At 38.7% G+C, this 20,001-nt stretch carries 17 protein-coding genes and 4 pseudogenes; 8 read left to right on the top strand and 13 right to left on the bottom strand.

Translation table 11 applies throughout. From position 1 onward, the window contains the following. Positions 1 to 13 precede the first annotated feature (13 nt). The gene (yjiA, locus tag ArsFIN_RS17145) at positions 14 to 982 is read left to right on the top strand and encodes a GTPase (RefSeq protein ID WP_026822520.1); all 969 of its coding nucleotides are present in this window, start codon (positions 14 to 16) and stop codon (positions 980 to 982) included. Between the two features lie 53 nt (positions 983 to 1,035). Here the strand turns inward: yjiA and ArsFIN_RS17140 are convergent, their stop codons facing one another. The 3 genes from ArsFIN_RS17140 to ArsFIN_RS17130 all read right to left on the bottom strand — a co-directional run bounded on the left by ArsFIN_RS17140 (position 1,036) and on the right by ArsFIN_RS17130 (position 4,828). Further along, positions 1,036 to 2,376 carry an MATE family efflux transporter gene (locus ArsFIN_RS17140; RefSeq protein ID WP_026822521.1) on the bottom strand — a complete coding sequence of 447 codons (1,341 nt, stop codon included), beginning with the start codon at positions 2,374 to 2,376 and terminating at the stop codon, positions 1,036 to 1,038. Positions 2,377 to 2,764: 388 nt separating this feature from the next. Continuing rightward, entirely contained in the window at positions 2,765 to 3,595 is an 831-nt protein-coding gene (locus ArsFIN_RS17135) for a phosphoenolpyruvate hydrolase family protein (protein ID WP_026822522.1), read from the bottom strand. A 15-nt stretch (positions 3,596 to 3,610) separates the two neighbouring features. Beyond that, a complete protein-coding gene (locus tag ArsFIN_RS17130; protein ID WP_026822523.1) occupies positions 3,611 to 4,828 on the bottom strand; it encodes a Tm-1-like ATP-binding domain-containing protein in 1,218 nt (405 codons plus the stop codon). 217 nt (positions 4,829 to 5,045) lie between these two features. Between ArsFIN_RS17130 and ArsFIN_RS17125 the strand changes: the two genes are divergently transcribed. Continuing rightward, the gene (locus ArsFIN_RS17125) at positions 5,046 to 5,672 is read left to right on the top strand and encodes a TetR/AcrR family transcriptional regulator (protein WP_026822524.1); all 627 of its coding nucleotides are present in this window, start codon (positions 5,046 to 5,048) and stop codon (positions 5,670 to 5,672) included. A 131-nt stretch (positions 5,673 to 5,803) separates the two neighbouring features. On the opposite strand, the gene speD is transcribed toward ArsFIN_RS17125, so the two are convergent. From speD to ArsFIN_RS17110, 3 genes are all read right to left on the bottom strand, one after another. Then, positions 5,804 to 6,604, bottom strand: coding sequence for an adenosylmethionine decarboxylase (gene speD / locus ArsFIN_RS17120; RefSeq protein WP_026822525.1), 801 nt, complete (start codon positions 6,602 to 6,604; stop codon positions 5,804 to 5,806). A 25-nt stretch (positions 6,605 to 6,629) separates the two neighbouring features. Continuing rightward, positions 6,630 to 7,493 carry a polyamine aminopropyltransferase gene (speE, locus tag ArsFIN_RS17115; RefSeq protein ID WP_026822526.1) on the bottom strand — a complete coding sequence of 288 codons (864 nt, stop codon included), beginning with the start codon at positions 7,491 to 7,493 and terminating at the stop codon, positions 6,630 to 6,632. Positions 7,494 to 7,598: 105 nt separating this feature from the next. Next, positions 7,599 to 7,952, bottom strand: a complete 354-nt coding sequence (locus ArsFIN_RS17110) for a YacC family pilotin-like protein (protein ID WP_026822527.1) — start codon at positions 7,950 to 7,952, stop codon at positions 7,599 to 7,601. 233 nt (positions 7,953 to 8,185) lie between these two features. Between ArsFIN_RS17110 and cueO the strand changes: the two are divergent. Next, positions 8,186 to 9,765, top strand: a pseudogene (cueO, locus tag ArsFIN_RS17105) (multicopper oxidase CueO). Positions 9,766 to 9,886: 121 nt separating this feature from the next. Next, on the top strand, positions 9,887 to 10,423 hold the full coding sequence (hpt, locus tag ArsFIN_RS17100) for a hypoxanthine phosphoribosyltransferase (RefSeq protein ID WP_026822528.1): 537 nt from the start codon (positions 9,887 to 9,889) through the stop codon (positions 10,421 to 10,423). A 57-nt stretch (positions 10,424 to 10,480) separates the two neighbouring features. On the opposite strand, the gene can is transcribed toward hpt, so the two are convergent. Further along, entirely contained in the window at positions 10,481 to 11,134 is a 654-nt protein-coding gene (gene can / locus ArsFIN_RS17095; protein WP_026822529.1) for a carbonate dehydratase, read from the bottom strand. A 164-nt stretch (positions 11,135 to 11,298) separates the two neighbouring features. Here can and ArsFIN_RS17090 point away from each other — a divergent pair, with 164 nt between their 5' ends. Together ArsFIN_RS17090 and ArsFIN_RS17085 are read left to right on the top strand one after the other, a co-directional pair. Then, on the top strand, positions 11,299 to 12,243 hold the full coding sequence (locus tag ArsFIN_RS17090) for an ABC transporter ATP-binding protein (protein ID WP_026822530.1): 945 nt from the start codon (positions 11,299 to 11,301) through the stop codon (positions 12,241 to 12,243). Further along, a complete protein-coding gene (locus tag ArsFIN_RS17085) occupies positions 12,240 to 13,010 on the top strand; it encodes an ABC transporter permease (protein WP_026822531.1) in 771 nt (256 codons plus the stop codon). The genes ArsFIN_RS17090 and ArsFIN_RS17085 overlap by 4 nt, the downstream gene beginning before the upstream one ends. Before the next feature lie 49 nt (positions 13,011 to 13,059). On the opposite strand, the gene tnpA is transcribed toward ArsFIN_RS17085, so the two are convergent. Then, positions 13,060 to 13,485 (bottom strand): IS200/IS605 family transposase, encoded by a 426-nt coding sequence (tnpA, locus tag ArsFIN_RS17080; RefSeq protein WP_135678028.1) that lies wholly within the window; start codon positions 13,483 to 13,485, stop codon positions 13,060 to 13,062. A gap of 56 nt (positions 13,486 to 13,541) precedes the next feature. On the opposite strand from tnpA, the pseudogene ArsFIN_RS17075 reads away from it, so the two are divergent. Continuing rightward, positions 13,542 to 14,159, top strand: a pseudogene (locus ArsFIN_RS17075) (RNA-guided endonuclease InsQ/TnpB family protein); the annotation flags it as partial. Between the two features lie 10 nt (positions 14,160 to 14,169). Here the strand turns inward: ArsFIN_RS17075 and istB are convergent. Together istB and istA are read right to left on the bottom strand one after the other, a co-directional pair. Beyond that, positions 14,170 to 14,925 carry an IS21-like element helper ATPase IstB gene (istB, locus tag ArsFIN_RS17070; protein WP_135678026.1) on the bottom strand — a complete coding sequence of 252 codons (756 nt, stop codon included), beginning with the start codon at positions 14,923 to 14,925 and terminating at the stop codon, positions 14,170 to 14,172. Next, positions 14,912 to 15,949 (bottom strand): annotated as a pseudogene (istA, locus tag ArsFIN_RS17065) (IS21 family transposase). Before istA ends, istB begins: the two are co-directional and overlap by 14 nt. Positions 15,950 to 16,038: 89 nt before the next feature. On the opposite strand from istA, the pseudogene ArsFIN_RS17060 reads away from it, so the two are divergent. Further along, positions 16,039 to 16,632: pseudogene (locus ArsFIN_RS17060) on the top strand (RNA-guided endonuclease InsQ/TnpB family protein); the annotation flags it as partial. 312 nt (positions 16,633 to 16,944) lie between these two features. Here the strand turns inward: ArsFIN_RS17060 and folK are convergent. The 3 genes from folK to gluQRS form a co-directional block, all read right to left on the bottom strand. Continuing rightward, positions 16,945 to 17,424 carry a 2-amino-4-hydroxy-6-hydroxymethyldihydropteridine diphosphokinase gene (gene folK, locus ArsFIN_RS17055; protein WP_026822897.1) on the bottom strand — a complete coding sequence of 160 codons (480 nt, stop codon included), beginning with the start codon at positions 17,422 to 17,424 and terminating at the stop codon, positions 16,945 to 16,947. A 2-nt stretch (positions 17,425 to 17,426) separates the two neighbouring features. Beyond that, the gene (gene pcnB, locus ArsFIN_RS17050; RefSeq protein WP_407062041.1) at positions 17,427 to 18,782 is read right to left on the bottom strand and encodes a polynucleotide adenylyltransferase PcnB; all 1,356 of its coding nucleotides are present in this window, start codon (positions 18,780 to 18,782) and stop codon (positions 17,427 to 17,429) included. Between the two features lie 299 nt (positions 18,783 to 19,081). Continuing rightward, on the bottom strand, positions 19,082 to 19,984 hold the full coding sequence (gene gluQRS, locus ArsFIN_RS17045) for a tRNA glutamyl-Q(34) synthetase GluQRS (RefSeq protein ID WP_026822895.1): 903 nt from the start codon (positions 19,982 to 19,984) through the stop codon (positions 19,082 to 19,084). Positions 19,985 to 20,001: the final 17 nt, after the last annotated feature.

The raw sequence follows: 20,001 nt of genomic DNA, 5'->3' as shown, positions 1-20,001 counted from the left end.
ACTGAGGCTTAGCATGACACCAATATCAGTAACAATATTGACAGGATTTTTAGGGGCAGGCAAAACGACATTACTTCGTCATATTCTCAATGTAAAGCATGGCTATAAGATTGCCGTTATTGAAAATGAATTTGGGGCAGAATCGATTGATAGTGAGCTTATCGGTGATAATGCCACTCAGATAACAACCTTAAGTAATGGTTGTATTTGTTGTAATCGCTCGAATGAATTGGAAAATACGCTATTAGATTTACTGGATGGTAGAGATAAAAAACAATTAGTTTTTGATCGCCTGATTATTGAATGTACTGGAATGGCTGATCCAGGCCCTATTACGCAAACTTTTTTTTCACATAACGTTTTTTGTCAACGTTTTGTTTTAGATGGTATTATTGCTGTTGTGGATGCAGTACATGCTGAGAAACAACTGAATCAGTTTATTATTGCTCAAGTACAGATTGGTTATGCAGATTGTATTTTGTTGACTAAAACTGATGTTCAATCAAATAATAGCGCGTTGATAGCACGTTTACAGCGTATTAATGCCCGAGCAGCTATTTATCCAGTCATCCATGGTGATATAGCTATAGCACCCTTATTTAATTTAAATGGATTTATGCTTAGTGATAAGTTAACCATTGCAAAACCAGTTTTTCGCTTTATGTCGAGCACACAAAATGCTATTCAATCGATTGTAATCTATCTTGATCAATGGGTTGAATTGGCCGAATTATCAAAAATGATGGAGACCTTATTATGTCGTCATGCTGATAATCTTTTACGTTATAAAGGAATATTAGCGATTAAAGATCAGCCTTGTCGATTAATATTTCAAGGCGTGCAGCGTTTATATAGTGCAGATTGGGATCGTGAATGGCAAGCAGGTGAGGTGCGTCAAGGTGTAATGGTTTTTATTGGTTTACATTTACCGGAAGAGGAAATACGGCAACAATTTGCATTATTAACTGAAAGCGTTAATTGATCGGTTATTTTTGGCTACCTTAATTGCTTAAAGACAACTAAGGTAGCAGTATATTAGATATCTAGCCGCTTGGTTTGCCAACGCTTAGAACGCCAACGCCAGGCATTGGTTAGACCGCGTAGCCATTCATCACAGAGGAATCCAAGCCAGATCCCTAATAACCCCATTCCCATTTTTAAACCTAAAAAATAGCTAATTGGCAGCGCAATACCCCACATAGAAATAAGTGCGGTGCAGAAGGGAAAACGGGCATCACCAGCCGCACGTAAGGCATTCACCATGACAATATTCAGTGTTCTGCCGGGCTCTAGGAAAACAGAGAGTAAGAACAGCGGAAGTAATAATTTTATAATGTTTTGATCTTCAGTAATTGCATCCAATAGCGGTATACGAAATAACCAGAAACAAAATACAATACCAATGGTAATAAAAAATCCCCATTGCAAGCTTTTCAATCCTCTCTGGTAGGCCTCCTCAAAGCGCTTGGCGCCGACTAAATGACCAACCATAATCTCATTACCAATACTAAGGGAAATACCAAACAACATAATAAATAGTGAAAGTTGGAAATAGAGGGTTTGAGCTGCAAGGGAGGTTTCTCCCATCAAACCAATGAAAGCAGAAGCAACCATATAGTGTAAAATCCAAACTAAATTTTCGCCTGCTGATGGTAGTCCGATATGTAATATTTTATTCAACATACTTTTTGACCAGCGGAACAGTAAAGTAGGAACAAATGTGATCCTCAGTCCACTAAACAGTAAGAAGAAAAGTAATATAATCGCGATTATACGACCGATAGCCGTTGACCAGGCAACGCCGGTTAAGCCATATTGTGGTAAGCCAAAAAAACCATATAAAACAATCATATTACCTAAAATGGTGATTAGATTAGCAATAAATGTTACCCACATTGCCGGCTGTGATCTGCCATATACGCGTAAGCAAGCCGCTAATATAATAGAAATTGCTTCTGGTATTAAACATAAACCAAGAATATGTAAGTAAGCGTAACCATAATCCAGTAAATGTGCTGGTGTATTCATGATCCCAAGGATCTTATAGCCAAACAGGAGAATAATGGCAGCACTCAGAAAACCTAATAGGAAGTTAAAAGCAATCGAGATATGAATGGCTTGACTGGCCTTTTCTTTTTTACCAGCACCTAAATATTGGGCGATAACTACGCTGCATCCTACACTGATAAAGTTAAATATGGTGATAAAAAGATCAAAAACTTGGTTGCCTACTCCCATTGCGGCTAGATAAGCGGTGGAGACGTGACTAACCATATAAGTGTTGATAAGTAATGTCGCAAAATGGAGCAGAACATCAATAAAGATGGGCCAACTTAGCGAGTAGAGCGAACGCTCAGTAACATCAGATGAATGCATTATGCACCTTTTTAAGTAAGCAAGAAGCTTTTTGGCAAATCAAACAAAAAACGACTAAATATTTTACACATTTTATATATGTATGATAGATGATTAACTATTTATTATTTATTAATGTTTTTTTATTTAAATTTTATTGGTTAAATTAATAGAAAAGTTAAGCGTTTTTTCTATTTTGATAATCTCTGATTCTATGTTAATTAAATTAGATGATAAGCTTCTATTGGTAAGGTTATTCTAATGCATTGTTAATTATTATTAATTTATTGCAACATTTTTTATTGGTTAGTTATTAATTAAATAAAATAAGCCTGTGGCAAATACCACAGGCTCCTGGTGCTAGCGATTAATAGTTTGGTTGATTTAACAACCTAAAATAGATTAAAGATTATTTTCGTTTTATCGTTTTAAATATTTTTGTCGTTTCAGTTATGGCCGTTTCGGCCGGTAAACGTTCCATAGAACTTGCCCCATAAAAACCGTGGCAATCAGGACAGTTTTGTAAAATATATTTGGCATCTTCAGGTGTTGCAATCGGACCGCCATGGCAAAGTACAATAATATCTTTACGAACAGATTTTGCCGCTGCCGCCCAATCGTTAATAAGCTTTACGCAATCCTCTAATGCGTGAGTTGTTTTTGCGCCAATATCACCACCTGTTGTTAATCCCATATGCGTAACGATAATATCAGCGCCAGCTTCTGTCATGTTTTTAGCATCAATAGCACTAAAAACGTAAGGTGTTGTTAATAAATCTTTTTCATGCGCTTGCCGGATCAAATCAACTTCTAACGCATATCCCATGCCTGTTTCTTCAAGGTTAGCTCGGAAATTACCATCGATCAAACCAACCGTAGGAAAATTTTGTATACCAGCAAATCCCATTATTTTTAGGGAATCAAGGTATTGATCGAATTGGCAAAATGGGTCGGTACCATTAACACCAGCTAATACAGGAGTATTTTTAACCACAGGCAAAACTTCTTTTGCCATCTCTATAACAATATCGTTGGCATTGCCATAAGCGAGTAAACCTGCCAATGAACCTCTGCCAGCCATGCGATAGCGACCAGAGTTATAAATTACAATAAGATCAATTCCTCCTCTTTCTTCACATCTTGCTGATAAACCCGTGCCGGCACCGCCCCCGATAATGGGTTGACCTTGCGAGATCATCATTTGAAATTTTTCTAATAATGATGCGCGTGTTTGTTTCATATCAATAACTCCATATTAATGCATTAATTCTTGCTGCAATTGTATCACTTGCTGACAAAATTCTGCTGAGTTGATATGGTGAGGACTGACTATTAATTTTCTGTTAGTTGTGATGTGGTAGTTTGATTTAAACGCATCAATAAAAGCTTGGTTAGCTTGAGGTGACCAAAAAACACCACCCTCAATATCTAATGCGGAAAATCCCCCTGTTGGAATAATAAAAGTAACAGCGCCTTGACATTGATTAAGTTTCTGTGCGATCCAAACTCCGATCTGATAATTTTCCTCGGCAGTGGTACGCATTAAGGTAACTTGACTGTTATGATGATAAAAATGGCGATCTTTATACTTGTCAGGGATTGTTGTCGGACGGCCAAAGTTAACCATATCTAATGCACCGCAAGAGATGATACAGGGTGTTTGGGTACGCATGATTGCGCCAAAGCGATCCTCATCACAGGCAAGTATGCCGTCAAAAAGGTAATCACAAACTTCAGTAGTTGTGATATCAAGCACGCAATCTACTAATTGGCTATCAACCAGTTTTTCCATTGCTTTGCCACCACTTCCTGTGGCATGAAAAACTAAACAATCATAATGATCAGCTAATTTTTTGGTTAATTGTTGGACACACGGCGTGGTTACACCAAACATGGTTAGTGCCAATATTGGTTTATTATTGTCTTCAGTTTCATCAGCAGAATTAAAAAGTACCGCACCTGCGATTTGAGCAGCGGCATTTTTTAGAATTTTACGGGAGATGACATTAAGACCAGAAATATCTGTGACTGAGTACATCATGGCAATATCACTGGCACCGATATAGCCTGAAACATCACCGGATGCCATCGTTGAAAGCATTAATTTGGGCACACCGACGGCAAGAGATTGCATTGCAGGTGTAATAAGTGCTGTTCCGCCTGATCCACCTAATCCAAGAATAGCTAAAACATCTTTTTGTTGTAACAGATATTTCTCAAATGCGATTGCCATCGCTGCGATAGCTTTCCCTCTATCTTGGCCAAAGATAGCTTCTCTTCCGGTAGGATGATAGCTAGCAACAGTTTCAGCAGTAATATCAGCTTTATTATCCAAATTGTCAGCTTTCGTACTCAAATCAACAATACGTACTGCTAAGCCAGTTTTTTTTATAAGTTGACCAACATAAAAAGTTTCGATGCCTTTGGTATCGAGCGTCGCTGCAATATAGATATATCCATGCTGTTCCTTCATCATAAATCCTTGATTGTTTGCTGACTTGGATGGGAGTATTATAGGCACAATATGAGTAAGCTATCATTTGTGCTTTTATAAATTGAGATATTAGTCTCAATTTATTTTTAAATCTTTAGCGTTATATTGGTTCTTAATGCAAGTACATTCTAATTATAAAAGTTATCGTAAAGGTGACGTTTAAATCCATTTTGGTTAAAAATAAAGGATAAATTTTATGACGTCAATTGATCTTATTTCACAATACACAGGTACTAGAAAGCGGACTTTTAACCGATTAATTTCTACTGCATTAAGCTTGTTTGAAGACGGGAAATTGCCTTCTGTTTCTGAAGTTGCATCTCATGCTCATGTTTCGAGAGCGACCGCTTATCGTTATTTTCCAACGCATAGTGATCTGGTTTCCGCCATTGTGAGTGAAAGCTTAGGACCTATTTTAACCTGGTTGCCTGATAGCAAAAAAACGGAAGAACGGATTCAAGAATTATTGTTATTTGCCTATCCGCGTATGTTCCAATATGAAGGAGCGCTTAGAGCAGCATTACAAGTTTCTTTGCAGCAATGGGCGGCAGCTCGTTCATCGACAATCCAGGCAGAAAAACGGTTAGTTCGTGGACATCGGAAAGATACTTTGGCGATGATAGTTGAACCGATGAAGGATGAGTTTTCGCCAGAAATTATTGAGCGAGTGAAACGAGCATTTTCGCTTATTTATGGTTCTGAGGTCTTTTTGGTAATGAAAGATATCTGGCATATGGAAAATGCAGAAGTAATTGAAATTAACCAATGGATAGCAAAAGCCATTTATAATCAAGCCATAAAAGATAATGAAAAAAGCCAATAGGTCTGTTTGTTATCTAATATATTTAGATTTAGTCTGCAACGGCTTAAAAGTAAAAATTAATATCAATAGTAAAATGGAGTTCTGTGATTAGTGGATAAGATATCTATTCTCGATCCACTAATCGATATAAATTACAGTTCTGGCAAATTACGGCCGTAATAAATTTCTTGCATCTCTTTTTTTAACAGATAAGTAATCCGTTTTTTTTCCTCAAAGGCAAGTTGATCTGCGGTCGTATTAAATAAATAGTTATTCAAATTTAGCTCAAAGTCTTTTAGCATCATTTTAGTATGGAAAAGATTTTCCTGATAAATGTTAACATCTATCATATGATACTGAGACTGGAATTCTTCCGGCATATAATTTTGAATGGAATTGATTTCGTGATCAATATAGAGTTTGATGCCATTAACATCGCGGGTAAATCCACGAACCCGATAATCAATAGTAACAATATCTGATTCAAGTTGATGAATAAGATAGTTAAGCGTTTTTAATGGCGAAATCACACCACAAGTGGAGACTTCGATATCTGCTCTAAAAGTGCATATACCATCATCTGGATGACTTTCTGGGTAGGTGTGAACACAAATATGACTTTTATCGAGATGAGCAACAATAGAATCAGGTAAGGGGCCTGGATTTTCCGTGTTGTCTACATTTTGGGGATTTATTGAGTTTTCGCTAATCAAAATAGTAACGCTGGCACCTTGAGGGTCATAATCTTGTCGAGCAATATTCAAGATATTGGCATCAATAATAGAGCAGGTTTCAGTTAGAATTTCAGTCAAGCGTGTTGCATTATATTGCTCATCAATATAAGCCAGATAACTATGTCGATCTGCTGCTGTTTTGGCATAACAGATATCATATATACAAAAACTTAAACTTTTAGTTAAATTATTAAAGCCATGTAATTTCAATTTTTGCAATTTTTTCACCTCCTATTGAGTAAAACTAAGCTTTTTTAGCTAGTAAATCCAGTAAATACTGTGGTAAAGCGAAGCTGGCAAGATGTAATTCGGGTGTATAATAGCGACAAATAATATCTGCTTTTTTAAAACGAGTTTCCAATATTTTCAAGGGTATTTGACGTAATTTTGCTGTTTGGCTTGCCCAGGCAAAGGTCATCATTCCGCCATAGTAAGACGGTATAGCGGCTTGATAAAAGCTGCAATCTTTAAAGTAATTAGATAGTTTTTGGTGACTATTAATTACCTCATCTTGTTGCAGGAAACAAACACCATTTTGGGCAACTAAAATGCCATTTTCATTCAGACAGTTGACACATCCTTGGTAAAAATCTGAGGTAAATAGCCCTTCTCCTGGTCCGATAGGATCGGTGCAATCAGAAATAATCAGATCAAATTTTTGCTGGGTGGTTTTAACAAAATTGACACCATCATCAATGACCAATTTAAAACGGGGATCGTTATAAGCGCCTGCATTATGATTGGGTAGATATTGGTGGCAAAATTCCACTACACTGGCATCAATTTCAACCATAGTGATGTTTTCTAAATATTGATGGCGACATACTTCACGTAACATTCCGCCATCACCACCTCCAATAATTAGTACTTTTTTAGCGTGGCCATGGGCAAATAAAGGGACATGAGTCATCATTTCGTGATAAATAAATTCATCTCGTTCAGTTGTTTGTACTACGCCATCAAGGGCCATTATGCGCCCCATTTCAGCATTCTCAAAAATAATCAGATCTTGGTGAGTGGTTTTATTATGGTACAGTATATTATCGACAGTAAAATATTGACCGACATTGTGGTGGAGTGTTTCGAGCCAAATCTCTTTTTTTGACATACTTATCTTTTCCTTTCTAACAGAGTTAAAAAAGCGCAGCTAATAATTTGTTTCGTTTCAATGATAAGTTAGAAATTGCTTATCTGAGTGCATGAAAGAAAGTATTTATTTTACATAGGCAAATAATGCTAAAGCATCATCGGCAAGCACCCGGCATTTCTTTTTACGGGGGATAGGAATTTTTTTTAAGTCATCATAACGCTCTTCATTTAATTTTGCCATGGTAGGTTTGTCATAATTACTTAGATCCCAATGATTACTCTGGGCAAAATAGAGGATTGCTCTTTCAATTTCACGATCAGGAATTTGTGAGTAACCACAATCATGCTTTAGAAATATATAAACTGCAGTTAAATCAGCAAGATTTTCTGTTTCATTGCTTGATAGAGCAGATGCTTTGGTTGAAAAAATAAACCAAAAAATCAGAGCGATATGTGAAATAAAAATAATTTTACGCATTTAGTTAGTTGTATAATTTAAATGTCAATTTATTCTATTAATACCAATAGAACGATGAAGTATACCTATTTTTCAGAAGACCAGATAAATATATCGTCATATTACATAAAAAAATATTGGCTTGACCTTCCAGTAAGTGGAACCTCTATATTTTAGTGAAATTATCTATTTTCTACCATTTTACATTATACCTTACCTTATCTTATTAGGATTTAATTATAAAGGAGCAAGCTATGTTGCGTCGGGATTTTATGAAATTGGCAGCGGCAATGGGATCGGTAAGCTTATTACCAACTTGGAGTCGCGCTGCATTATCTGCAACGCAATATCCTTGTTTACCTATTCCAGCATTATTATGGCCGGATAAGCATGGCAAAATTACCATCCGGGTTACTCAAGGTAAAACGCAATTTTTACCAGCAAAATCCGCTGTAACATGGGGGTACAACGGATCCTTATTGGGTCCAGCTATCAAGCTTAAATCAGGCCAACGTGTTTCTATTGATATTTACAATCAGTTAGCCGAGGCTACCGCATTGCATTGGCACGGACTGAAGATCCCCGGTGAGGTTGATGGTGGTCCTCATGCGGTAATTAAACCTAATGCGGTAAGAAGGGTTAATTTTGCCGTTAATCAGCCCGAGGCAACTTGTTGGTTTCATCCGCACCCTCATGGCAAAACCGGTTATCAAGTTGCCATGGGGTTGGCGGGTTTAGTATTAATTGAAGATGAACATAGCCAATTACAAAAATTGCCAAACCAATGGGGTATCGATGATATTCCCGTTATTTTGCAGGATAAACGTTTAAATCGCGCAGGGCAGATAGATTATCAACTTAATGTAATGAGTGCTGCTGTTGGTTGGTTTGGTAACACAATGTTAACTAATGGCGTAGTATTACCTAAACATATAGCACCTAAGGGTTGGTTACGTTTACGATTTCTTAATGGCTGTAATGCCAGAAGTTTAAACCTGGCAACTAGTGATGGGCGAAAAATGTATGTTATTGCGAGTGATGGTGGACTATTAAAGGAACCTGTTGCAGTCGATCAATTACCGATGATAAGTGCTGAACGTTTTGAGGTACTCATTGATGCCTCAAATGGTAAAGCGTTTGATATTGTTACCTTGCCAGTCAAACAAATGGGGATGACAATAGCGCCTTTTGATCAACCCGTAGCTGTATTGCACATTGAGCCAGGATTAAACGCAAGAGCGACTTTTTTACCTGACAGTTTAGCTTCTATTGCATCATTGCCTGATTTGACTGGCATTAAACAGCGTCAATTGCATTTAATGATGGATGCACGTTTAGATATGCAAGGTATGATGGCGCTTAGAAAAGAGTATGGTGAACAGGCTTTGGCGGGGATGAATATGCATGGTCATAGCAATATGATGAAGCAAAATGGGGGCATGCGATGCATAATCATCAGCAAGCGCCGATGAGGAATCAATCATTCGATCTTCTCCATGCCAATAGTATTAATGGTCGACCTTTTTCCATGACGGAAGTGGCATTTAATGTTGCAAAAGGTCAGTATGAACGCTGGATCATATCCGGTCGTGGTGACATGATGTTACATCCTTTCCATATACATGGAACTCAATTTAGGATCTTGACAGAGAATGGACAACCAGTGGCTGCTCACCGACAAGGTTGGAAAGATACTGTGCGAGTTGATGGTGATATCAGTGAGGTATTGGTAAAGTTTGATCATATCGCAACTCAGGCGCATCCCTATATGGCGCATTGTCATTTGTTAGAGCATGAAGATACGGGCATGATGGCTAGTTTCTCGGTTAGCTAAGATATTAACTCTTATCTTTATGTTGTTAATCAATATTGGATGAGGGCATTTTATCGCGTCTTTATTGCCCTTATGTTAAAATCTACGGTTTTACTTCCATGAATACCTAAAGCCTAAAGTTATGAAACAAATTATAGAAGTCATGATCTCAGAAGCGGATGTTAAACAACGTATTGATGAGATGGCAAAAGAGATTGTTAAACATTATAAATCATTGCCAGAAGAGTTAGTGTTGGTTGGTCTGTTAAAAGGTTCTTTTATTTTTATGGCTGATTTATGTCGTAAAATTGATATCCCTCATGAAGTCGATTTTATGACGGTATCAAGTTATGGCAATGGCATGACTTCAACTCGCGATGTGAAAATTATTAAGGATCTAGATGAAGATATTCGTGGCAAGCATGTTCTGATTGTTGAAGATATCATTGATTCTGGTAATACATTGAAAAAAGTGCGTAAAATCCTAAAATTACGTGGCCCCAAGTCTGTGGCAATTTGTACGTTATTGGACAAACCTTCTCGACGTGAAGTAGAGGTGCCTGTTGAATGGATAGGTTTTGCTATAGAAGATGAATTTGTTGTGGGTTATGGTATCGACTATGCACAGCAATATCGACATTTATCCTATATTGGGCATGTTATTTTACTAGACGATTAAGCCTAGTGTTATTTATTGAATGAAAAAATCGAACGTTAGTTCGATTTTTTGTGGTGCTTATTTTTGCTCGCTTAATTTAGCAATAGCTTGCCGATAGGTGATTTCAAGCTGTTCACGGCTATTAGCCGTAACATCAAGATCATTGAGTCTGCCATTCTGTATACCATAGACCCAGCCATGAATAATGACGTTTTGGCTGCGCCGCCAGGCAGATTGTATTATTGTCGAATGACCGAGATTATATACTTGCTCAATAACATTGAGTTCACATAAGCGATTTGCCCGTTCTTGCGGTGCAAGCTCACCTAAGATGGCACTATGTTTAAACAAAATATCACGGACATGCAGTAGCCAGTTATTAATCAGCCCTCGTTCTGTGTTATCAATTGCGGCTTCAATACCACCACAACCATAGTGACCACAGATGATAATGTGTTCAACTTTTAGTACGTCAACAGCATATTGGATGACTGACAGGCAATTTAAATCAGTATGGATCACCAAATTAGCGACATTTCGGTGGACAAATAGATCGCCTGGCGCTGCTTTAGTTAATTTTTCAGCTGGTACGCGGCTGTCAGAGCAGCCTATCCACAGAAAATGTGGATTTTGAAATTTTGCTAATTCTTTAAAAAAAGAGGGATTTTCTTTGGTTACTGATTCTGACCACTGTAGATTGTTTTCAAACAGCTGTTTAATTTTTTTCATCATAATTCACGTGGATTAGTTATGGTTAACTGCAATAATAATCATATACAACATAAATTTATTTTTTAATATTTACTCGCTGTTAGTTATAGTTTAATTGAAAAAAGATGACTAATGGTGTGATTTATTATCATATGTGGAATAAAAATAGATAAGAAAGGTTTTTTATGACTTATGCTTTAGAGCTGCTCCAGCTTACAAAAACCTATCCCGGTGGTGTGAAAGCATTAACCGGAATTGATTTACAGGTTGAGGTGGGAGATTTCTATGCCTTATTAGGACCTAATGGTGCAGGTAAATCAACGACAATTGGTATTATCAGTTCATTAGTCAATAAAACGAGCGGTAAAGTGAGAGTATTTGGCTACGATCTTGATAAAGATGTGGTGAATGTAAAACGCCAGTTGGGTTTAGTACCTCAAGAATTCAATTTTAATCCATTTGAAACAGTCATACAGATAGTGCTGAATCAAGCGGGTTATTATGGCGTTCCACGTTCGTTAGCCTTATCTAGAGCAGAAATGTATCTTTCTCAACTGGCTTTGTGGAATAAACGCGACGAGCCTGCACGAGACCTCTCCGGAGGCATGAAACGGCGTTTGATGATTGCTCGTGCATTAATGCATCAACCTAAGCTGCTAATTTTGGACGAACCAACCGCAGGGGTCGATATTGAATTGCGTCGTTCAATGTGGAGTTTTTTGAAGACCTTAAACGCGCAAGGCACCACCATTATTTTAACGACTCATTATTTGGAAGAAGCGGAAATGCTGTGTCGAAATATTGGTATTATTCAATATGGAGAATTGATTGAGAATACCAGTATGAAAAAACTACTTAATCAATTGGAGTCAGAGACGTTTATTTTTGATCTGGCGCCAAAGAGTCCTATTCCTACATTAGATGGTTATAAATTCAGGCTAGTGGATACTTCAACCTTAGAAGTTGATGTACTTCGCAATCAAGGTTTGAATGGTTTATTTAGCCAATTTGCTGAGCAAGGGATACAGATAATCAGCATGCGTAATAAAGTCAATCGTTTGGAGGAGTTATTTGTTGGTTTAATGAATAAACAACATCCACTATCGATAAAACAAGGAGAAAATAGATGATTCAGCTCTACTGGGTGGCGATGAAAACCATCTGGATCAAAGAAATAACACGTTTTGCGCGTATTTGGGTACAAACTTTACTACCGCCGGTGATCACCATGTCACTCTATTTTATTATCTTTGGTAATTTAATTGGTGCAAGAATTGGCAATATGGATGGTGTGAATTACATGCAGTTTATTGTTCCAGGCTTGATTATGATGTCGGTGATCACAAACGCTTATGCGAATGTTTGCTCCTCTTTTTTTGGGGCAAAATTCCAAAAAAGCATTGAAGAATTGTTGGTTGCACCCGTTCCTACCCATATTGTCATAATTGGTTTTGTTGGCGGTGGGGTTGCTCGAGGTATATTGGTGGGTCTATTGGTTACCCTAGTTTCGCTTTTTTTTGTTCCATTACATATTTATTCATGGTGGATGGTCATTATTACCGTATTAATGACGGCAATTTTATTCTCATTAGCGGGATTAGTGAATGCGATATTTGCCAAAACCTTTGATGATATTAGTATTATTCCTACCTTTGTTTTAACACCATTAACTTATTTAGGTGGTGTTTTTTATTCTTTGTCTCTGTTGCCAGAGTTTTGGCAAATGGTATCGAAGCTTAATCCGATCGTCTATATGATCAGCGGGTTACGTTATGGATTTCTTGGTATTAGTTATGTCGCAATATCGATTACTTTATCAGTATTAGTGATTTTTATTGTTATCTTATATGCGATAACTTGGTACTTAATTGAAAAAGGACAAGGTTTAAGAACTTAACAATTGCCCCGTAAATCCTCGCCCAATGCGGGCCGGGATATAAGGGATGCTAATCAGGTGTTTTCTGCGATTCTACATACGTTTTCAGTGTTTCGATTGTTGCACCGCCAGAACTACAGGCGAAGTAAGAACGTGACCAGAGAACGCCAGTATTAGACTGCTTTATCAGGTGACTATTTTGTTGTCGTACCATTCTGCTGCTGATCGATTTCAGGTTATTTACCAGAACACTAACCGATAACTTTGGCGGATATCCCACCAGAACATGAATGCGATCCGCTTCTCCATCCACTTCAAGAATATCTATCTCAAGCCGTTTGGCGGCATGGTGCATTGCTTCCCGTATCTGGGCGATCATTGCACCGTCTAACAATTTACGTCGGTACTTAGTACAGAAAATCAGGTGTACAACAAGTTTCGTTACCGAATGACGGCGGCGAAGGTAATCGGGAAAAGTTTTATCTTGAGCACTCATTTACAAAACCTTCTTGGAAGATTATTTTATATTGATTGTATATAAGAGCACTTATTATGTATAGAGCAACAAAAGTACGCATTTATCCAACGCAAGAACAGGCTGAATTGCTGGAAAAACAGTTCGGCGTGGTGCGTTTTGTGTACAATAAAGCTCTGCATATCCGTACTCACTGGTATAAGCGATACGGCGTTTCTCTGAGTAACATCAAACACATTCAGCCTTTGTTGCCTATTGCAAAAAAATCCCGTCGCTATGGATGGATAAAACAGGCTGACAGCAATGCGTTACAGGTGGCATTACAGAATCTGGATCAGGCTTTCAAAAACTTCTTTGATAAGCGGGCAAAATACCCGAAATTCAAACGGAAACACGGGGCGCAATCCAGCTACCATTGCAGTAATCTGAAAATCACCAACGACACTATCAAGATCCCTAAAATCCCGGCTATCAGAGCGAATATTCACCGAGAGATTACCGGTAAGGTGAAAAGCATCACACTGAGTCGAAGCGCAACAGGGAAATACTATGCGTCACTACTGTGTGATGACGGGGTAGAAGTACCCGCAAAGCCAGTATTGATATCAAATATCACGGGGCTTGATGTAGTGCTGAGTGTCAACGATCACCGAAAACTGATCCACTTTTTATCTAAATCCGATCAATCAAAATTGATCCACTGTTTTACTCAGTTATTGCTCCTGAGCGCCGCTTATCTTTCAATCGGTAGCTTTCACCGCTTAATTGCAGTACATGCGAATGATGAAGTAAACGATCAAGCATAGCGGCAGTTAATGTTGCGTCATCAGCAAAAGCACTTGGCCATTGCCCAAATGATAGGTTACTCGTCAATATGACACTGCCATGCTCATAACGCTTGGCAATCACATTGAAAAACAGGTTTGCTTCTTCTCGCCCAAACGGCAGGTATCCAATCTCATCGATAATCAACAACTTCGGGGCCATCACCGAACGTGATAGATATTGTTTGAGCTTATTTTGTCGTTTGGCAGTTGAGAGTTGCAACATCAGTTCAGCTGCCGTGGTAAAGCGGGTTTTCTTCTTGGCCTGTACTGCTTTTAATCCTAACCCAATAGCTAAATGCGTTTTGCCTACACCGCTTGGGCCAAGCAACACGACATTTTCATTACGTTCAATAAACGTTAATGCGCTTAATTCTGTATGTTGTTTGGGGATCCCCGTTGCAAACTTAAAATCGAACGTATTAAGTTCTTTATGTGCTGGGAATCCTGCCATCCGACTCAAAAGATTACGAGTTCGTTCATCTCGTTGTTGTTGCTCACATTTTAACAGGGACAGTAAAACCTCCGTAGCTTTTGTCTTGGGCAATGCATTTTCGGCAAGTGATGACCAATGAGTCGGAATAGAATTTAATTTCAATGACTCACCCAGGTGTTCAATTTTTTTATGCACTAACATGTTCACCTCCCAGTAATGCTTCGTATACGCTGATTGAGTGTTGCAAACTGACAGATTCAAGGGGCGGTACGATAGGGATATTAAGCGTATTAGTCTGTGGGATAGATTGGCAAACCCTTGCTGGTAAGGGTAGAAGAGACTTAACTTCCTTAGCTAATCTATCTGCTGGCTTCTCTAACGTTGTTCCATGAATTCGCTGATGGGCAACGCGTTGTAACCATGGACCCACTTTTGCATTAGCTATTTCAATATCCAGTTCAAGATTATGAGCACGAAGGTCGGTGTTTAATGGCACGATAAAGCTGTTTTTTAAATAGTGGTTAAAGCGCTCTACTTTCCTTTCGTTTTGCCCTGTAGGGCTTGCAAGCCTTCAATTTAAACCCGTAATCTTTCGACATTTGAAGCATTTCGACATGTAATTTATGCTCACCTTCTGCATAAGCATCCCGTTCGATGATGAGGGATTTTGCGTTATCACACAATACTTCCTGTGGTACACCACCAAAGTAGTCGAAAGCTTCTCTTAAACCTTGCTGCCACGATTCTGCTCGTTCATTATCAAAGAACTTTACATAACTCGCACGCGAATAGCCTAGCGTTGCAACAAACGCTTTCAGCGATTTTTACCTCGCCGGATGCTGGTGAAGTCGATTTGCATTTGTTGACCTGGCTGTGTTTCAAAACGGACGACTACTTCGGGAACAATGCTTGGTTTAAATTGACAAACAAATCGGCGTAATTGAGCAATACCACCTTGATAGCCGTTTTCAACTACCTCATCAAATAAGACTGTTGCAGGGATCCAATCAGGTTTAGCCAGTTCAATTCGCTGAAGCAAATAAGGTTTAAAGGGGGATAATTTAGTCGGTTGTTGACTTCTTTTAGCATAAGTTGGCATTGTCTGTTGTTGTAAATGATGTTTTACGGTGTTACGGGATATACCCAACTCACTGGCAATTTTTCGAAGGCTTTGTCCTTGTGCAAAGCGAACATGAATATCCACAAATATCTCCTTGGTTAACATAAATTATCCGTACAAAAATGTGCGAATAATACCAAGTGGATCAGTTTTAGATGATCGTTAGTGGATCAGTTTTGCATGATCGGTGACAGCTGAGTCATTACGCCATCAAATCAGACGGCAATAAGATTGCTAATCCGCACCACCTTATCAATGCCAGCCATAACCTACGTCGAAAACAAAAAGCCTTATCTCGCAAGCAAAAAGGGAGTACTAATCGCCGTAAAGCCCGAATACAGCTTGCAGGTGTACACGAACGGGTAGCGAATGCCCGTGCTGATTTTCAACACAAACTCTCTCGTGCAATTGTTGACGAAAACCAAGCGGTAATAGTAGAGACACTGAAATCGGCGAACATGATGAAAAACCGCTGTCTGGCACGCGCTATCGGTGATGCAAGCTGGCATGGTTTTATCACAAAACTGGAATATAAAGCCGCAGAAAAAGGCATACATCTGGTAAAACTGGATCAATGGTTTGCCAGTACGAAAACCTGTCATTGCTGTGGTCACAAAATGTCAGAAATGCCACTACATAAGCGTATCTGGCAATGCCCTGAATGTGGAGTTGAACATGACCGCGATATCAATGCGGCAATCAATATCCGACACAAGGGTATATTGGAATTACAAGCGGCGGGACACGTCGTTTCAGCCCATGGAGACCAGCGTAAATCCGTCGTAAGACGGTTGCGGTCTGAGAAGTGGGAAGCCTCGCCGTTTACGGCGGGGAGCAGTCACTTACTCGTATACAGTGCGCTAAAAATACCAGGAATTGCGCTATTTTTTAGCGCTTCTGCTGTATTATTTCTATGTTGCTGGGATAAGTTTTTGTTATTTTCTGATAATACTTGTTAGTTTTGGCTGATGGTTAGCGCAATTGATGGCGGAGCGTGTGGTCAACATCTATTGTTCTCGCTGCTAACTTATTGAGGCTTAAAGCGTAAGCCAAATTCCAGCATTAACAAATTCATATCGCCAATTGAATTATTGGCTAAGTTACCATAAAGTCAGTCCATTTTTAGCAACCAGCTGCAACCTATCGCTGAGCAATTCTCCATCTGGAAAGTGTAGCTTAGGGGCAATTTCAGCTAAAGGATAAAGCATAAACTCCCGTTCTTTAAGGCCATAATGGGGGATAGTTAAATGTGCTGTCTGAATAATTTGTTGGCCATATAACATAATATCCAAATCAAGCGTTCTTGGGCCCCAACGATCAGCTTTACGTGTTCTACCATGCATTGCTTCAATCGATTGGGTATGTTCAAGCAGGGTTGCGGGCAATAACTCAGTATCTAACGCGATAACGGCATTCAGATAGTCAGGTTGCCCTTGTGGCCCCATAGGTTTAGAATGATAGAAAGAAGAAACGGTAACCGGCTTGGTATTGGGTAATTGATGCAACTCTTTAATAGCACTTTGTACTTGTTGTAAAGGATTATTTAGATTGCTGCCAATGGCGATATAAACACGCTCCATCTTTAATTAACTCGGTTATTTTTTATCGGTTTACGGTTAGTATGATTTCGGCGATGCGACCAATTACGACGATGAGTTGGTATATTACCTAACTCCGAGATCATTTCATGTTGTAGGCTATTACTGGCTTGTTGAAATTCAGCCCACCAATGAGCCAGTTCTTCTAATTCACGCCGCTTTTCTACGTTGGCGCGTAGCTCTAGCAGATCAAACGCAGCGCGAAATTTTGGATGTTCAAGTAGTTTATCTGCTTTTTTCCCTTGGCGCCTTGGTAGTCGCAATTGTAGCTGCCAAATATCGCGCATTATTGAAGTAAGCCGTTTAGGGATAGCGATAGAGCGGCATTGCTCATCAAGGATATCATTCATTGCGATAGCAAAGGCTTCGTAATAGGGTAAACCACTTTCCTGAGAAAGTCTTTCTGCATGTTCTACCAGTGGGTACCACAACATGGTAGCAAATAAGAATGCCGGATTAACACGTTTATTATTCTTTATTCGATAATCAGTATTTTGCAGCACCTGATTAATGATAAGCTCCATCGGTGAATCATTATTGGCGGTGAAGTGGCGTTCAACTAGCGGAAATAATGATTGAAAGAGATTATAACGTTTTAATTGTTGATAGGTTTGATAACCTTGACCAGTCTGAAGTAATTTGAGCGACTCTTCAAATAGACGTGCCGATGGAATGTCTTTTAACAAATATGCCAGTTGTGGAATAGGCTTGGCAGTTTCGGCATCGATTTGCATATTTAGTTTACAAGCAAATCGAATAGCGCGTAGCATCCTAACGGGATCTTCTCGATAACGAATTTTGGGATCACCAATTAAGCGGATCATACCGTTATTTAAATCTTCAAATCCACCCACATAATCACGTAGGGTAAAATCGTTAATTCTGTAGTATAGGCTATTGATGGTAAAGTCGCGTCGAATGGCATCGTCTTCAATGTTACCGAAAATATTATCTCTCAGTAACATACCACTTTGTGCTTTGTGAGCCATGTCCTTATTATTAGTATCAGTTTGTTCATGAGAACCACGAAAAGTAGCGACTTCGATGATTTCATAACCAAACATGATATGTGCTAAACGAAAACGGCGTCCGACTAAACGACAGTTACGAAATAATTTGCGAATTTGTTCCGGTGTCGCATTTGTAGTAACGTCGAAGTCTTTAGGTTTTTTACCTAATAGTAAATCTCTGACACTACCACCGACCAGATAGGCTTCATAGCCAGCATTATTGAGACGATAAAGAACTTTCAGTGCATTGTCACTGATGTCTCTGCGCGAGATAGGATGCTTATCTCGTGGAATTATGGATATTGAAGTATTTATAGCAGAGGCAGGTATAGATTTATCTGCTAATTGAGTACTTTTAATGGTTTTCGTACCCCGATATCTTTTTGTTAGTAAAGCTTTTACCTTAGTCTTGGACTTAGTGTTGGTCGCAGAACTATCATAAGATTTCTGTTTACTTCGATTGTTTTTTTCTTCTCGTATCAATAAATTACGACAGAAATTGGCTACCCGGGTAAAAATAATACACCTCGATATCTAATGCGATTCTAGTTAAAAAAATAAATACTAATAATTAATCATATCTTATAGGATTTTTTTTGAGAATGCCTAAGTAGGATAAAAATTGCTGATTAATCATAATTTGTAACAATTCTGCCGTTTGGTTGAATGCTATTAAGTTGCCAATTTTGTACAGCTTGGTTCAGTAATTGTTCAGTAGTAAGGTCTTGCCAATTAATAATAGTTGGTTGCGATAAAAAATTTAGTGCATCAATTAAAATAGGCCGCGGATCGTTTATCGGCAGCGGCGGGGTATGATTTTGTTTAGAAAGTTTATTATGAAAACGATTTAATACTAAAGGTAAATGCATATAATCGGGTACCGGAAAAGCGAGAAGGTGATGAAGAGAAATTTGTCTAACGCTTGGCGCAATCAGATCAGCGCCACGAACAACTTCGGTAATAGCTTGGTCATGATCGTCAATAACGACAACAAGATTATAAGCAAATAGATTATCTTTTCGCACAATAATGAAGTCTTCTTCAGCCAAAGAGCGAGGCGCTACATAATCACCTTGTAATTGATCATAAAAACCATAAACCGGTTTTGACTGTATGATTCTCAAAGCTGCTGCTGTAGAAGATAAACCAAGATTGCGACAATGTGCGTCGTAATAACCACCGATAGCATTAATACGTTGGCGTGTACAACGGCAATAGTAGCAGTCATAGCACTGCTTTAGCTGCGCTAAAGTGTCATGGTAAAGATCATGCCGTTGTGACTGATAGATGATTTTACCATCCCAATGTAAGCCATAATGCGCTAACGTTTTTAAAATGCGCGAAGCCGCCCCTGGCACTTCTCTAGCAGTATCGATGTCATCAATCCTGACATACCATTTTCCTTGTTTTTTTTTGGCTTGTAGGTAGCTACCAAGCGCTGTAACTAACGAGCCAAAATGCAGATCACCTGTTGGGGACGGCGCAAAGCGTCCAATATAGGGTGAAACGTTAGTAATTATTGAATTACTCATTGATTATCAAAAGGATA

Source organism: Arsenophonus nasoniae (assembly GCF_004768525.1).
Classification (GTDB): domain Bacteria; phylum Pseudomonadota; class Gammaproteobacteria; order Enterobacterales; family Enterobacteriaceae; genus Arsenophonus; species Arsenophonus nasoniae.
This window is presented reverse-complemented; position numbering and strand designations above follow the sequence as displayed.